Origin of the sequence: Bradyrhizobium commune, from assembly GCF_015624505.1 — a bacterium.
Classification (GTDB): domain Bacteria; phylum Pseudomonadota; class Alphaproteobacteria; order Rhizobiales; family Xanthobacteraceae; genus Bradyrhizobium; species Bradyrhizobium commune.
In genome coordinates this window covers 3,606,650-3,621,325 of the sequence record NZ_CP061379.1, presented here as the reverse complement: position 1 = coordinate 3,621,325, position 14,676 = coordinate 3,606,650, and the positions used below count along the sequence as shown (strand labels likewise).

At 65.2% G+C, this 14,676-nt stretch carries 13 protein-coding genes; 9 read left to right on the top strand and 4 right to left on the bottom strand.

The annotated features are described in order from the left end of the window. Positions 1–130: 130 nt before the first annotated feature. On the bottom strand, positions 131–517 hold the full coding sequence (secG, locus tag IC761_RS17030; RefSeq protein ID WP_195804332.1) for a preprotein translocase subunit SecG: 387 nt from the start codon (positions 515–517) through the stop codon (positions 131–133). 139 nt (positions 518–656) lie between these two features. Next, a complete protein-coding gene (gene tpiA / locus IC761_RS17025; RefSeq protein WP_195804331.1) occupies positions 657–1,412 on the bottom strand; it encodes a triose-phosphate isomerase in 756 nt (251 codons plus the stop codon). Positions 1,413–1,642: 230 nt separating this feature from the next. Between tpiA and IC761_RS17020 the strand changes: the two genes are divergently transcribed. Genes IC761_RS17020 through moaC form a run of 4 tightly spaced genes read left to right on the top strand, consistent with a single transcriptional unit; the run spans position 1,643 to position 5,901 of the window. Further along, positions 1,643–3,541 carry a peptidylprolyl isomerase gene (locus IC761_RS17020; RefSeq protein ID WP_195804330.1) on the top strand — a complete coding sequence of 633 codons (1,899 nt, stop codon included), beginning with the start codon at positions 1,643–1,645 and terminating at the stop codon, positions 3,539–3,541. A 14-nt stretch (positions 3,542–3,555) separates the two neighbouring features. Then, positions 3,556–4,569: an anthranilate phosphoribosyltransferase gene (gene trpD, locus IC761_RS17015; RefSeq protein WP_195804329.1), complete on the top strand. Its 1,014-nt coding sequence runs from the start codon at positions 3,556–3,558 to the stop codon at positions 4,567–4,569. An 8-nt stretch (positions 4,570–4,577) separates the two neighbouring features. Beyond that, complete coding sequence (gene trpC / locus IC761_RS17010) at positions 4,578–5,399, top strand: indole-3-glycerol phosphate synthase TrpC (RefSeq protein WP_195804328.1); 822 nt, start codon at positions 4,578–4,580, stop codon at positions 5,397–5,399. A gap of 1 nt (position 5,400) precedes the next feature. After that, a complete protein-coding gene (moaC, locus tag IC761_RS17005; protein ID WP_195804327.1) occupies positions 5,401–5,901 on the top strand; it encodes a cyclic pyranopterin monophosphate synthase MoaC in 501 nt (166 codons plus the stop codon). A 9-nt stretch (positions 5,902–5,910) separates the two neighbouring features. Here moaC and IC761_RS17000 read toward each other — a convergent pair whose 3' ends face one another. Next, the gene (locus IC761_RS17000) at positions 5,911–6,075 is read right to left on the bottom strand and encodes a Flp family type IVb pilin (RefSeq protein WP_195804326.1); all 165 of its coding nucleotides are present in this window, start codon (positions 6,073–6,075) and stop codon (positions 5,911–5,913) included. A 311-nt stretch (positions 6,076–6,386) separates the two neighbouring features. Here IC761_RS17000 and IC761_RS16995 point away from each other — a divergent pair, with 311 nt between their 5' ends. Beyond that, the gene (locus IC761_RS16995) at positions 6,387–9,107 is read left to right on the top strand and encodes a bifunctional diguanylate cyclase/phosphodiesterase (RefSeq protein ID WP_195804681.1); all 2,721 of its coding nucleotides are present in this window, start codon (positions 6,387–6,389) and stop codon (positions 9,105–9,107) included. A 133-nt stretch (positions 9,108–9,240) separates the two neighbouring features. Here the strand turns inward: IC761_RS16995 and IC761_RS16990 are convergent, their stop codons facing one another. Then, on the bottom strand, positions 9,241–10,578 hold the full coding sequence (locus IC761_RS16990) for a S41 family peptidase (RefSeq protein WP_195804325.1): 1,338 nt from the start codon (positions 10,576–10,578) through the stop codon (positions 9,241–9,243). 302 nt (positions 10,579–10,880) lie between these two features. Between IC761_RS16990 and IC761_RS16985 the strand changes: the two genes are divergently transcribed. The 4 genes from IC761_RS16985 (at position 10,881) to IC761_RS16970 (ending at position 14,556) form a co-directional block, all read left to right on the top strand. Further along, positions 10,881–12,014, top strand: coding sequence for an alpha-hydroxy acid oxidase (locus IC761_RS16985; RefSeq protein ID WP_195804324.1), 1,134 nt, complete (start codon positions 10,881–10,883; stop codon positions 12,012–12,014). Positions 12,015–12,028: 14 nt separating this feature from the next. After that, positions 12,029–12,652 carry an HAD-IA family hydrolase gene (locus tag IC761_RS16980; RefSeq protein ID WP_195804323.1) on the top strand — a complete coding sequence of 208 codons (624 nt, stop codon included), beginning with the start codon at positions 12,029–12,031 and terminating at the stop codon, positions 12,650–12,652. A 140-nt stretch (positions 12,653–12,792) separates the two neighbouring features. Continuing rightward, complete coding sequence (locus IC761_RS16975; RefSeq protein ID WP_195804322.1) at positions 12,793–13,008, top strand: hypothetical protein; 216 nt, start codon at positions 12,793–12,795, stop codon at positions 13,006–13,008. Between the two features lie 336 nt (positions 13,009–13,344). Continuing rightward, positions 13,345–14,556 carry a molybdopterin molybdotransferase MoeA gene (locus tag IC761_RS16970; protein WP_195804321.1) on the top strand — a complete coding sequence of 404 codons (1,212 nt, stop codon included), beginning with the start codon at positions 13,345–13,347 and terminating at the stop codon, positions 14,554–14,556. The last annotated feature ends 120 nt before the right edge of the window (positions 14,557–14,676 follow it).

Below are 14,676 nucleotides of genomic sequence, written 5' to 3'. Positions count from 1 at the left end.
AAAGCGATTCGTCTTCCGCCCCAAAGAATCTGCGGGCCTGTGGGTGAGCCAAAACTGAGAGTGGTGACAGAGCCTTGATGGGGGTTGTTGATGCAGGACGGAAGCCACCGCCCTGCATGGCCCCCCTGCTTTATTGCGAGCGAGGCACCTGCGGACCGGCTGGCGCCTGGTTCTGCTGCTGCTCGTCGGCCTTCTTCAGCGAATCCAGGATGCCGCCCGAGGTCGGCGGCGCGATCGGGGCGCCTCCGGCCGGCTGGGTCTGCGAAGCCGGCGTGCCGATGATCGACGAGGGCGCACGGTTGTAGCCGGCGTACCAGGACAGGAACAGGCTGGTCAGGAAGAAGCCCGCGGCCAGGATCGCGGTCGTCCGCGTCAAAAGGTTCGCAGTGCCGCGGCTCGACATGAAGCCCGCGCCGCCGCCCATGCCGAGGCCGCCGCCTTCCGATTTCTGGAGCAGGACGGCGCCGATCATCACGGCGACGATCATGAGGTGGATGACGATGACAACGGTCTGCATAGGTTCCTTCCGTCACAAGCCGACAGCGCCGAGACGGCGGCCGATCGCGCTTCGCGGGTTTTCCTGAAGTTGCGCGGTGTTACACGATCGGAAACGGCATTGCCACCCCCGATCGGTCCCGATCACGTTCCCGCGTTAGCTAGGGACAGCCCCTGGCAATCGCAAGGAAATCGGCCGCCTTCAGGCTGGCGCCGCCGACCAGGGCGCCGTTGACGTTCCTGACCGCCATCAGCTCCGCCGCATTCGAGGGCTTGACCGAGCCGCCATAGAGGATGCGCATCTGCGCTCCCGCAGCCTTGAACCGGGAGGTCAGGAACTCCCGGATAAAGCCATGAATCTGCTCAACATCCTTAGCCGTGGGGGTGAGACCCGTGCCGATCGCCCAGACCGGCTCATAGGCCACGACCAGATTGGCTGCGATCGAGCCGTCCGGTAGCGAGCCGTCGAGCTGACCGCGGACGATATCCAGGGTCCGGCCGGCATCGCGCTGGCTTTGGGTCTCGCCGATGCAGACGATCGCGACCAGCCCTGCGCGCCAGACCGCTTCCGCCTTCTGCCGGACCAGGGCGTCGCCCTCGCCATGATCGGCGCGGCGCTCGGAATGGCCGACGATGATGGCGGTCGCGCCGGCATCCGCCAGCATTTCAGCGGCGATATCGCCGGTATGGGCGCCTGACGCTTTGGGGTGACAATCCTGCGCCCCCACGGCGACCGCCTTGCCACGCGCCTTGTCGGCAAACGCAGCGATCAGGGTCGCCGGCGGGCAAACCAAGAGGTCGGCCTTACCGATCACCTCTGCTGCGCCATTAAGCATGGCGTCGAATTCGGCAGTCGAGCCCTTCAGGCCGTTCATTTTCCAGTTGCCGGCAATCAGCGGTCGGATGGCGTCGGTCATGTCAATGTCCAGCAAAATGAGGTTTGTGCATGCGCTAGCAGAGCTGCTGCGGCAGTTCCAGAGACCAGGCGCCATTAACCGCTGGGATCGCGCACCGGCCTGACCTGAGGTTGCGGGGGGAAAGGCGCCACTTTATGATGATCTTTCAATTTGGTGAGGCGCTTTTGCGGAATCTGCATTAAGACGCGCTCCCGTTCCCGTTCCCCTTCCTACCAGACAAGTTGGACCAAATGCTTCGAGGAATGCGCAAGGCCTCATCAAACTGGGTCGGCAAAACCATTATGGCCGTGGTGATGGGCGTGCTGATCATCAGCTTCGGCATTTGGGGCATCGCCGACATTTTCCGCGGCTTCGGGCAGTCCACGGTGGCCAAGGTCGGCCGCACCGAGATTTCGCTGAACGAGTTCCGCCAGATCTACACTGACCGCCTCCAGCAGATCGGCCGCCAGTTCGGCCGCCCGCTCACGCCCGATCAAGCGCGCGCCTTCGGTCTTGACCGCCAGGTGCTCCAGCAGACGATCGCGGAAGCCGCCCTCGACGAAAACGCGCGCCAGCTCGGGCTCGGCCAGTCCGACGAGCAGATCCGCCAGCTCATCATGAACGATCCGAACTTCAAGAGTGTCGACGGCAAATTCGACGCGAACCGCTTCCAGGGCCTGATCCGCAATTTCGGTTACACCGAGCAGCGTTACGTCGCCGAGCAACGGAAGGTGGCGCTGCGCCGGCAGATCACCGGCACGATCGGCGCCGGCCTCGAGCCGCCGAAGGCGATGCTCGACGTGCTGACGCGCTTCCAGAACGAGCAGCGCGCGATCGAGTTCGTCCGGCTCAACGCGGCACAGGCCGGCACCATCGACCCGCCCTCGCCCGAAGCGCTCGCGGCCTATTTCGAGGATCACAAGGTCCAGTTCCGCGCGCCCGAATATCGCAAGATCGCTTTTGTCGTGATCTCGCCGGAGGAGATCGGCAAATGGACCGACGTCACCGACGACGACGCGAAGAAGCTTTTCGAGACGCGCAAGGACATGCTCAGCACGCCGGAGAAGCGCCAGATCCACCAGATCGTCTTCCCCAACGCCGCTGAGGCACAGGCCGCGCGTGAGCGTCTCGTCGGCGGGATGTCGTTCGAGGATCTCGGCAAGGAGCGCGGACTGACCGCCTCCGACGTCGACCTCGGGCTTGTGACCAAATCGTCGCTTGATCCAGCCGTCGGCGATGCCGCCTTCGCGCTGCCCGCGGGCGAGATCAGCCAGCCGATTCCGGGCCGTCTCGGCACCTCCATCGTCAAGGTCGACAAGATCGAGCCGGGTGTCGAGGCTGACTACGCTAAATTTGCCGGCGACGTGAAGCGCCAGATCGCGGGCGAGCGCGCACGCGCCAAGGTCGCCGATCTCCGCGACAAGATGGAGGACGAGCGCGGCGCCGGCACCAGCGTCGTCGACGCGGCGCAGAAGCTCGGGCTTGCGGCCGTGACCGTCGACGCCGTCGACCGCTCCGGCCGCGCGCCGGACGGCCAGCCTGTCGCCAACATCCCGCAGGGCCTCGACGTGGTGTCCCAGGCCTTCAACAGCGATGTCGGCGTCGACAATGACCCGATCTCGTTCAAGGGCGGCTATGTCTGGTATGACGTGCTCGCCATCACCCCCTCGCGCGACCGCAATCTCGATGAGGTCCGCGACCAGGTCGAGGCACGCTGGCGCCAGGACCAGGTCGCCGCCAAGCTCAAGACCAAGGCGACCGAGATGGTGCAGAAGCTCGAACAAGGCGGCAAGCTCGCCGATGAAGCCACTGCGATCGGTGCTACGGTCGAGACCGCGAGTGGCTTCAAGCGCGATGACTCGCCGGCTGGCGTGCCTGCGAACATCGTTGCGGCCGCCTTCCGCACCGCCAAGGACGGCGTCGGACAGGCGCCCGTCACCGGCGGCATCGAGGTCATCGTCTTCCGTGTCACCGACGTCGTCGATCCCCCGGTCGACGCGGCCTCCGATGCGGTCAAGAAGCTGAAGGACAGCATCGACCGCGCGCGGACCGACGAGCAGGTCGCCTCCTACGTCAACAAGCTCCAGACCGACATCGGGACCACCATTAATCAGGCCGCCTTCGCGCAAGTGACCGGCGCGAACCAGTGAGTTGAAAGCACGCGATGGACGACCTGAAATCGATCATTGGAAAAGTGGCGACCGGCGCCAGCCTGTCGCGTGACGAAGCGGCGGCCGCCTTCGACGCGGTGATGTCCGGCGAGGCCACGCCCTCGCAGATGGGCGGCCTGTTGATGGCGCTCAGGGTACGCGGCGAGACCGTGGACGAGATCACCGGCGCGGTCGCTGCGATGCGCTCCAAGATGCTGACGGTCACCGCGCCCGCCGACGCGGTCGACATCGTCGGCACCGGCGGCGACGGCTCGGGCTCGGTCAATGTCTCGACCTGTGCCTCCTTCATCGTCTCCGGCGCCGGCATCCCCGTCGCCAAGCACGGCAACCGCGCGCTGTCGTCGCGCTCGGGCGCCGCCGACGTGCTCGCCTCGCTCGGCGTGAAGATTGATCTCAAGCCCGAGCAGGTCGGCCGCTGCGTGCGCGAATGCGGTATCGGCTTCATGTTCGCACCCGCCCATCACCCTGCGATGAAGAATGTCGGCCCGACGCGGGTCGAGCTCGCCACGCGCACGATCTTCAACCTGCTTGGTCCCTTGTCGAACCCTGCCGGCGTGAAGCGGCAGATGGTCGGCGTGTTCTCGCGGCAATGGGTGCAGCCGCTGGCGCAGGTGCTGAAGAACCTCGGCTCCGAATCCGCCTGGGTGGTGCATGGCTCGGACGGCCTGGACGAAATCACCCTCACCGGCCCGACCTTCGTCTCCGCACTCCACAACGGCGAAATCAGGAATTTCGAGGTGACGCCGGAGGAAGCCGGCCTGCCGCGTTGCGAGCCCGGTGCGCTCAAGGGCGGCGACGCCGATGCCAATGCGATCGCGCTGCAAAACGTGCTCGACGGCAAGCCGAGCCCCTATCGCGACGTCGCGCTGATGAACGCGGCCGCCGCGTTGATCGTCGCCGGACGCGCCAGGGACCTCAAGGAAGGCGTCGCGATCGGCGCGCGGTCGCTCGACAGCGGTGCTGCGAGCGCGCGGCTGAAGCACCTGGTCGCGATTTCGAACGGCTGAGGCTTTCCATGTCGGACATTCTGACCAAGATCGAGACCTACAAGCGCGAGGAGATTGCGGCGGCCAAGCGCGCGCAGCCGCTCTCCGCCGTCGAGGCGAGAGCAAAGGCCCAGTCCGCACCGCGCGGCTTTTTGCGCGCGATCAGGGCCAGGCACGCCAATGGCGACTACGCGCTGATCGCGGAGGTGAAGAAAGCCTCGCCGTCCAAGGGATTGATCCGCGCCGATTTCGATCCGCCACAGCTCGCCCGGGCCTATGACGCCGGTGGCGCGGCCTGCCTGTCGGTGCTGACGGACACACCCTCGTTCCAGGGCCATCTCGATTTCATGGTGGCGGCGCGCGCCGCGACCTCGCTGCCGGTGCTGCGCAAGGACTTTCTGTTCGACACCTACCAGGTGGTCGAGGCACGCGCGCATGGCGCCGATTGCATCCTCATCATCATGGCCGCACTCGACGATGCGACCGCCAAGGACCTCGAAGACGCCGCCATCGCCTATGGCATGGATGTGCTGATCGAGATCCACGATCGCGCCGAGCTCGATCGTGCGCTGAAGCTGCGTTCGCAGATGATCGGCATCAACAACCGCAACCTGCGCACCTTCGAGACCACGCTTGTGACCAGTGAAACGCTGGCGCCGCTGATCCCCGGCGACCGGCTGATGGTCGGCGAGAGCGGCATCTTCACGCCCGCGGACGTCGCGCGGCTCGAGCGAGTCGGCATGTCGACGTTCCTTGTCGGCGAGAGCCTGATGCGTCAAGACGACGTGACCGCCGCCACGCGCACGCTGCTCGCACGCGAAACCTCGGCGCGCGCCACGGGCACGCGCTGACATGGCGCGCAAGCCGGCGAAGAAAACGAGCCCTTCCCTCACCCATATCGGCGCCTCCGGCGAGGCGCGGATGGTCGACGTGTCGGCCAAGCCCGCGACCGAGCGGCTCGCGGTTGCCGAAGGCCGCGTCGTCATGAGCAAGGCGACGCTCGACCTGATCGTGTCCGGCAACGCCAAGAAGGGCGACGTGCTCGGCACCGCGCGCATCGCCGGCATCATGGCCGCAAAGCGCACCTCCGAGCTGATCCCGCTCTGCCATCCGCTGGCGCTGTCGAAAATCACGGTCGACATCGAGCCCGACGCGAAACTGCCGGGCTGCCTGGTCCGCGCCAGCGTCAAGGTGACGGGTCCGACCGGCGTCGAGATGGAGGCGCTGACGGCAGTCTCGGTCGCCTGCCTCACCATCTGCGACATGATCAAGGCGGTCGAGCGCGGCGTGCGCATCGAGGGGATCCACCTCATCGAAAAGCTGGGCGGCAAGTCGGGCCACTACCGCGCCTGACCACGGCCACTACTTCAGCGACGAGCTGATCGATCCGAACTTTGCGCTGAGCTTGCTGCCCATGCCGTTGATAACGGTGATGATGGCGAGGGCGATGCCGGCGGCAATCAGCCCATACTCGATCGCGGTCGCACCGGATTCGTCGGCCAGGAAATCGTTCACAGTCTTTTTCATGATCCCATCCTCTCTGCGTCGTAGCTGGCCTCGCTCGCAATTCACGTGCCAACACGACATCGAGGATCGTCAACAATTTAGATGGTTAAGCCTTGGTTGACCTCGCGGTGACCGGCAGAAATTGATCGGCATCGCAGGAGCTCCCGGCAATTCCTGCACGCCTCGCATCCTGCGCATCGATCGTATTTGCGCGTTTCAGTTCATGTCGCATTAACCGCGCTTCCTAACTCCGCCTCCACACCGTTCTCGTAAACCGACGGATGTTTACGGGATCAACAAGCGATCTCGGCGTGTGCACGGCAACGATCGACATGATGACGGGATACGGCAGTCGCCTCTTTGACCAGGCCTTCGTACGCAGCGGACCGATCCGCTGGCTGGTGGTGGGCGGCACGCTGCTGATCGTGGCGATCGCCGTCGGCGCGACGTTGATGGCGCAGAATTTCCGCGAGCGTGCGCTACGTAACTCCAGCCGTGAGCTCGAGAACACCGTGCTGCTGCTCGCCCATCATTTCGATCAGCAATTGCAGGACTTCGCCGTCATCCAGAAGGATTTCGTCGATCACGTCCGCTCGAGCGGAATCACGACCGCAGAAGACTATCGCAGGCGCCTCTCCGGCCAGGACATCCACCGGATGCTGCGCTCGAAGATCGAGGCACTGCCCTACATGGGCGGCGTCAACATCATCGACTCCGACGGCAATCTGATCAACTCGTCGACGGCATGGCCGGTGCCGAAGGTCAACCTCGCCGATCGCGCCTACTTCAGGACCTTCCGATACGATCCGCTGTCGCCCGACGTGCTGATCGAACCGGTGTACAGCCGCATCTCCGGCGCCTGGACCATCCTGATCGTCCGCAGGATCGTCGGACCGAACGGCGAATTCATGGGCGTGGTCGGGCGCGGCATCGAGCCCGCCAATTTCGAGAAATTCTTCGAGACCGTCGTGCTCGGCGAAAGCGCAACGATCTCGATGCTGCATCGTGACGGCACCTTGCTCGCCCGCTTTCCCCATTCGAGCGATTTGATGGGGCGCAATTTCAAGAACGGCCCGTACGAGCAACAGCGGGTCTTCGGGCTCGATCACTTCGCCGGGCGCTTCGTCAGTCCAGTCGACGGCGACGACCGGCTGATCTCGGCGCGCGCCCTGCCCCACTTCCCGATCCTGATGATGGCGACCACGACGCGCGCGGCCGCTCTCGCCGACTGGCGCGAGCAGATCGGCATCCTGATTTCGGTCGCCGGCGCCTCGGCGCTAGCGATTGCCGGCGTGCTGATCGCGATCGTGCGCAAGCTCCTGGAGCAGCACCGCCTCTCGCGCGAGCGGCTGACGCTCGAGAAGCAGCGTCTCGACCGGGCCGTCAACAACATGACCCAGGGCCTGCTGCTGTTCGACGCTTCGCAGCAGCTCGTGATCTGTAACCAGCGCTATATCGAGATGTACGGACTGTCGGCCGACATCGTGAAGCCCGGCTGCAGCTTTAGCGACATCATTCGGCACCGCAAGGCCACGGGCTCTTTCACCGGCGACGTGGACCATTATGTCGCGCGCGTGCTGCGTGACGTCCACGTGCGCAACTCCATGGTCGTCGACACCGGCGACGGCCGTTCGATCCAGATCGTCAACGAGCCTCTCGGAGATGGCGGCTGGGTGGCGACGCATGAGGACATCACCGAGCGCCGCCGCATCGAAGAGCGCATCACCCATCTCGCTCATTACGACGCACTGACCGATCTGCCGAACCGCGCCATGTTCCACGAACATCTGCGCGGAGAGCTTGCCGCGATCGTCGATGGCGAAGAGCTTGCGGTACACTACATCGACATCGACGAATTCAAGGGCGTCAACGACGCGCTCGGCCATCTCGTCGGCGACGAGCTGTTGAAGTCGATCGCCGCGAGCCTCAGCGGCTGCGCCGGCCCGACCGATTTCGTGGCGCGGCTCGGCGGCGACGAATTCGCGATCGTGCAGAGCGCCGTGACCTCCACCGATCAGATCAACGATCTCGTCGCGCGGGTGTTCGCCGCGATCCGCGCGCCGTTCGACTGCATGGGCCACCATCTCACCACCGACGCCAGCATCGGCATTGCGCTCGCGCCGGGCCACGGCACTGCGCTCGACCAGATCCTGAAGAACGCAGACATGGCGATGTATGCCGCGAAGGCCGCTGGCCGCCGCACCTATCGCTTCTTCGAGCCGGACATGGACGCCAAGGTCCGCGAGCGACGCCAGCTCGAGATCGATTTGCGCCACGCCATCGCCCATGGCGGCCTCGATGTCTACTACCAGCCTTGTCTGAGCCTGAAGGACGACCGCATCACCGGCTGCGAGGCGCTGGTGCGCTGGCGCCATCCCGAGCGCGGCATGGTCTCGCCCGCCGAATTCATCCCGATCGCCGAGGATACCGGCCTGATCAATGAGATCGGCGAATGGGTGCTCAAGACCGCCTGCCGCGATGCGGCCGCCTGGCCTGACGACATCCGCCTTGCCGTCAACGTCTCGCCGGTGCAATTCAAGAGCAGCACGCTGGCGCTGAAGATCATGGCGGCGCTCGCCGCCTCCAATTTGCCTGCGAGCCGGCTCGAGCTCGAGATCACCGAGGCCGTGCTGATCCGCGACGACGAGACCGCGCTTGCGATCCTGCATCAGCTCCGCGCCATCGGCGTCCGCATCGCGCTCGACGATTTCGGCACGGGCTATTCGTCGCTGAGCTATTTGCACCGCTTCCCGTTCGACAAGATCAAGATCGACCGCTGCTTCGTCGAGGACATCGCCGGCCCCGACGGCTCCGCCAGCATCGTGCAGGCCGTGGTCAACCTTGCCAGCGCCCGCCGCATGGCCACCACGGCCGAGGGCGTCGAGACCGAGGAGCAGCAGCGCCTGTTGCGCACGCTCGGCTGCTCCGAGATGCAGGGCTATCTGTTCAGCGCGGCACAGCCGGCCGACAAGGTGCTGGAGCTGTTCGCACTGCATGGCAGCCGCCTCGCCCAGCGCGGCGGCGAGCAAAGCCGCCGCCGCGAGGCGAGCTAGGCGCTTGGCCGAGCGCGAGGGCTGCTGAGGCGACCTTGGTTGCGATGAATCCGAGCTGAGGCGGCGTCCCGAACGAATTCGCCCGGGAGCGGTCATCCGCTCCCGGGCGATCAATGTGCAGACGTCGAAAGACTTAGTTCGGCACCGTCGTCTTCGCCGCGGGCTTGGCGGCGACCGCGTTTGCGGTGACGCCGTGCAGGAAGTCGTAGGCCGCGTGCAGCGCCTTGTCGTCCTTCTCGTCCGGCGGGACGTAGGATTGCGAGCCGGTCTGCTCGGTGCCGTCAGCGGCCGAGAGATGGCCGCGCATCTGGGACTCCGCCATGGTGTCGACGCGGCCCTTCAACTCCGCCGGCACCTCCTGGAGGATCTCGATGTCGGGCGCGATGCCCTGGGCCTGGATCGAGCGGCCCGACGGCGTGTAATAACGCGCGGTGGTCAGCGCCAGCGCGCCGTTGCCGGCGCCGAGCGGAATGATGGTCTGCACCGAGCCCTTGCCGAACGAGCGCGTGCCGATGATCGTCGCACGCTTGTGATCATGCAGCGCACCGCCGACGATCTCGGAGGCAGAGGCCGAGCCGCCGTTGATCAACACGACCAGCGGCTTGCCCTTGGTGAGGTCGCCGCCATGCGCGGTGAAGCGCTGGGTCTCTTCGGGATTGCGGCCGCGGGTCGAGACGACCTCGCCGCGCTGAAGGAACGCACTCGACACCGACACCGCCTGGTCGAGCAAGCCGCCGGGATTGTTGCGCAGGTCCATTACGTAGCCGGCGAGCTTTTCCTGCGGAACGTCCTTGGAGATCGCCGCAATCGCCTTCTTCAGGCCGTCGGTGGTCTGCTCGTTGAACGAGGTGACGCGGATATAGCCGATGTCGCCGTTTTCGACATGGAAGCGCACGGGCCGCACATGAATGATCTCGCGCGTGATCGCGACATCGAGCGGGGCGTCGGCGCCCTTGCGAATGATCGTGAGCTTGGTCTTGGTATCGACCGGGCCCTTCATCTTGTTGACGGCCTGCTCGAGCGTCATGCCCTGCACGGCGTCGCCGTCGATCTTGCTGATGAGATCGCCGGACATGATGCCGGCCTTGGACGCCGGCGTGTCATCGATCGGCGAGACGACCTTGACCAGGCCTTCCTCCATCGTGACCTCGATGCCGAGCCCGCCGAACTCGCCGGAGGTGGTCTCCTGCATCTCGGTCCAGGCCTTGTCGTTCATGTAGCGCGAATGCGGATCGAGCGAGGTCACCATGCCCGTGATCGCGCCTTCGATCAGCTTGGCGTTATCGGGCTTCTCGACATAGCTCGCCTTCACCCGCTCGAAGACCTCGCCGAACAAATTGAGCTGCGAATAAGCATCGTCCGCGCCCGCCGCCGCCCGTGCCGCCCAAAGTCCGCCCTGAGGACCGGAAACGAGGAGGGTCAGACACACTCCGGTGAGTGCGCCGAGGGGAAAAAGCAGGGATTTCCGCATGGATTGATTGGCCTTTTCGCTTTGTTGCTTGGCGGCTGAGGGCGCCATGCAAATGGCGATCCAATCCGCTTCTCACAATACCATTCTGGTTTCTTCAAGGCCGGCCTGCCACGCCGGCGGGTAGTCTCACAAAAATCCCTTCGTTCGGACCTAAACTTTTGGCAACGTTCACGGACCGCCTCGCTCGGGGCGAGAATCGGTCGGCCGGCCCACGCCTCGCAGCTATGCGATTTTAGGATGGTTTTGGAGGGCCGGACGCGATAGGCGATCAGATAAGGCTTCAAATTCTCGGGAGGATAACAATGAACGAAGCGCCCCGCATCCGGCCGGACAGGAACGTCGAACTCGGCGCCAGCAACGAGCCGTTCCAGAATCTGCACGAATTCATCAAGAAGGCGCGCGCCAACCTCAACCAGAACGCCTGGGACTATATCGTCGGCGCCGCCGAGACCGAGACCACGATGCGCCGTAACCGCATGGCGCTGGACGAGATCGCGTTTCGCCCGCGCGTGCTGCGGGACGTGCACAGGGTCGACGGCTCGGTCGAGCGGTTCGGCCGCACGATGCGCCTGCCGGTGGTGCTGGCCCCGGTCGGGGCGCTGGAGGTCTTCGATCCACATGGCGCGGCGAGTGTCGTCCGTGGCGCCGGCGCCTTTGGTGCGGCGCACATGCTGAGCTCGGTGACCGAGCCGGGGCTCGAGAAGACCGCGGAAGCCGCCCCCGATGCGCTGCGCCTGTTCCAGCTTTATGTCCGTGGCGACGACGCTTTCGTCGCCGATGTCGTCGCCCGCGCCGTGAAGAACAATTATGCCGCCTTCTGCCTGACCGTCGATACCGCCCATTACAGCCGTCGCGAGCGTGACATCGCCAAGCGCTACGTTCGCGAGAGCCGGCTGCGCGCCACCGGCGGCGACTTCCAGAAGGGCCTGGAGTGGCGGACGGTGAAGATGATCAAGGACAAGTTCGATATCCCGCTGATCCTTAAAGGCATCGCCACCGCCGAGGACGCCCAGATCGCGGTCGATCATGGCGTCGAATGGATCTACGTCTCCAACCATGGCGGCCGCCAGCTCGATCACGGCCGCGGTGCCATGCATGTGCTGCCCGAGATCGTCGAGGCGGTGAAGGGCCGCGCCAAGATCATGGTCGATGGCGGCATCTGCCGCGGCACCGACGTCGTCAAGGCGATCGCCGCAGGCGCCGACCTCGTCGGCATCGGCCGGCTGCAATGCTGGGCGCTGGCTGCGGCTGGAGAAGCCGGCGTGACGCGGATGCTGGAGCTGCTGGAGGACGAGGTGCTGCGCTGCCTTGGCCTGCTGGGCGCAACTTCGTTTGCCGAGGTCAACAAATCCTGCCTGCATCCGGCAACCGCCACCAACGCGCCGAGCGTGTTCAGCGCGTTCCCGCTTTACGATCACGAGCCCTATCGGTACTGACCTGAAAGGATGCAATGACCTCGCTCTCTCCCGGCAGCGCCGACGCGCTTCTGTTCGATCTCGGGCGTGTCGTGCTCGACATCGATTTCTCCAAGGCGATCGCGTGCTGGGCGGGATATGCGGGCCTCAAGCCCGAAGCCATCGTCGCGCGCTATGTGCGCGACGAGGCCTACCGGCTGCATGAGATGGGCAAGATCAGCGACGCCGACTATTTCGCCTCGCTGCGCTCATCGCTCGGGATCGGCATTTCGGACGCGCAGTTCCTGGAGGGCTGGAACGCGATCTTCGCCGGCGAGATGCCCGACATCGCGGAACTGCTGCCCCGCGCGGCGAAGCGGATGCCGCTCTACGCCTTCTCCAACACCAACCGCCCGCACGTCGACTACTTCTCCAAGGAATATGCCGATCTGCTCGGCCATTTCCGCGAGCTGTATCTGTCGTCCAGTATCGGCTTGCGCAAACCGGATGCGGAAGCGTTCGACCATGTGGTTGCCGCGATGGGCGTGCCGGCGAACCGCATCGTGTTCTTCGACGACCTCGCCGAGAATATCGAAGGCGCCCGCGCCCGCGGACTGACCGCAGTGCATGTGATCTCGCCCCACGATGTCGGCCATGCGCTGAAGGCGCTCGGGATCTAACCACCCGGTTCGCGGAACATTTTCATTCCGGGAATGAGGAACCAAAACACTTTGTGCATTTTCATACAGAGTTCCGGGAACGGAATGCCCTGTTCCGGACTCTAAGAGTCCGTTGGGTAATCTACATCGGACGTATCAAAGTGTTGGGCAAAACCTACCTCACCAGGCAGGCCTCCCTGCTGGTCAAATTCGCCAAAACCACCTCGGATTCCGAGCTTTCCGCCAAGCTGATGAGCAAGGCGGCCGACTTGAAATCGCAGGCCGATCCGATGCCCGACAGGGATCAGGGTCCCAGGGCGCCCGATGTCGCGGAAGACGGAGCCCCGAAAAGCGGAAATCCGATAACGCCCTCGTGATGCCCCGCGCCGTTAGTCCTCTGCAGGTTCCGCGCCAGCCTTCAGCCGGGCACTCGGCTGCTTCTCGGCCGATGGTGGCGGCGCGAACGATGTCGGCGACTGTGTAGGCACGGGCCCGCAGCCGGTAGCACCGGTGCCGAGATTGGCGGATAATCCGAACAGCCGCCACTGGCCGCTCACGGGTGCCAACAGCAATTCGAAATTGACTTGGGGAAATTGACCTGGGTCGGCACTGACGGAAAGACTCCTGCCGGCGGCCGCCCCTTTTGCCTCAGCCCCTCCGCTCAGCTAGAACCTTGCCGACCAAGTTTCTTCGATTTGTAGCGGGAGTTCACCGTGGCCCTCATGCCGGTTTCCGATGCGCTTGCTGCCGTGCTCGCGGGCGCGGAGCCATTGCCTGAGGAGACGATCGCGCTCGACGATGCCTTTCATCGCGTGCTTGCGCGCGATGTTGCTTCAAAGCGCACGCAGCCGCCGCAGGCGATGTCGGCGATGGACGGCTATGCCGTGCGTGCAAGCGATGCGGCAGCGATCGATTCGCAGCTCACCGTGATCGGAGAGGTCGCGGCTGGCCGGCCGTTCGCGGGAACCGTCCGCGCCGGCGAAGCGGTGCGGATCTTCACCGGCGGCGTCGTTCCCGATGGTACCGACGCTGTCGTGATCCAGGAGGACACCGTCACTGACGGCAAACGCATCACGGTCAAGGAGGCCGCCGTCACCGGGCGGCACATCCGCCCCGCCGGAATCGACTTTCGCGAGGGCGACGTGCTGTTGCGCAAGGGCGCCCGGTTGACCGAGCGCGATCTCGCGCTCGCCGCCGGCATGAATCATCCAAACCTCGCTGTCCGCCGCCAGCCGAAGGTCGCGATCCTCGCGACCGGCGACGAGCTGGTGCGGCCGGGCACCACGCCCGGCCCCGGCCAGATCGTCTATTCCAATGGCTACGCCCTGCACGCGCTCGCCCGCCGCGAGGGTGCCGACACCGTCGACCTCGGGGTCGCCGCCGACACCCTGGAGGCGACCACCGCCGGCATCCGCCGCGCGCGCGAGAGCGGCGCCGACATCCTGATCACCACGGGTGGCGCTTCCGTCGGCGACCACGATCTGGTCCAGCACGCGCTCAAGGCCGAGGGCGTCGCAATGGCGTTCTGGAAGATCGCGATGCGGCCGGGCAAGCCGATGATGCACGGCCGGCTCGGCGCGATGCGCGTGATCGGCCTGCCCGGCAATCCCGTGTCGTCCTACGTTTGCGGTTTCCTGTTCATGGTGCCGCTGATTCGCGCGCTGTCGGGCCGCTCCGTGATTCACCACCGCCGCGAGCACGCCGTGCTCGGCCGCGATGTCGGCGCCAATGACCAGCGCGAGGATTATCTCCGCGCGCGTCTGGTAGAGCGTGACGACGGCACGCTGATCGCCCTCCCCGTCGATCATCAGGATTCCTCGCTGCTGGCGAATCTCGCTGCGGCACAGGCACTTCTCGTGCGCGCGCCATTCGCGCCGAAAGCCGAGGCAGGCTCGCCTTGCGCGATACTGCGCCTGCCGCTCTGAAAGCCCGCGCCACACGCGATCCGCCAACTTTGCGGCGTTCACGCTAAATTAAGCAGTTGCGGAACACATATCGAACATATAGTGTCCGTTCATGATTTGTTTCGAGCATCTAGCGGCTTA

What these genes read in the sequence shown, in the direction of transcription:
- tpiA (WP_195804331.1), bottom strand. Translation starts at nt 1,412, where the DNA reads ATGACCGACGCCATCCGACCGCTGATTGCCGGCAACTGGAAAATGAAC.
- IC761_RS17000 (WP_195804326.1), bottom strand. Translation starts at nt 6,075, where the DNA reads ATGAAAAAGACTGTGAACGATTTCCTGGCCGACGAATCCGGTGCGACC.
- IC761_RS17020 (WP_195804330.1), top strand. Translation starts at nt 1,643, where the DNA reads ATGCTTCGAGGAATGCGCAAGGCCTCATCAAACTGGGTCGGCAAAACC.
- IC761_RS16980 (WP_195804323.1), top strand. Translation starts at nt 12,029, where the DNA reads ATGACCTCGCTCTCTCCCGGCAGCGCCGACGCGCTTCTGTTCGATCTC.
- trpC (WP_195804328.1), top strand. Translation starts at nt 4,578, where the DNA reads ATGTCGGACATTCTGACCAAGATCGAGACCTACAAGCGCGAGGAGATT.
- secG (WP_195804332.1), bottom strand. Translation starts at nt 517, where the DNA reads ATGCAGACCGTTGTCATCGTCATCCACCTCATGATCGTCGCCGTGATG.
- IC761_RS16985 (WP_195804324.1), top strand. Translation starts at nt 10,881, where the DNA reads ATGAACGAAGCGCCCCGCATCCGGCCGGACAGGAACGTCGAACTCGGC.
- IC761_RS16990 (WP_195804325.1), bottom strand. Translation starts at nt 10,578, where the DNA reads ATGCGGAAATCCCTGCTTTTTCCCCTCGGCGCACTCACCGGAGTGTGT.
- moaC (WP_195804327.1), top strand. Translation starts at nt 5,401, where the DNA reads ATGGCGCGCAAGCCGGCGAAGAAAACGAGCCCTTCCCTCACCCATATC.
- trpD (WP_195804329.1), top strand. Translation starts at nt 3,556, where the DNA reads ATGGACGACCTGAAATCGATCATTGGAAAAGTGGCGACCGGCGCCAGC.
- IC761_RS16995 (WP_195804681.1), top strand. Translation starts at nt 6,387, where the DNA reads ATGATGACGGGATACGGCAGTCGCCTCTTTGACCAGGCCTTCGTACGC.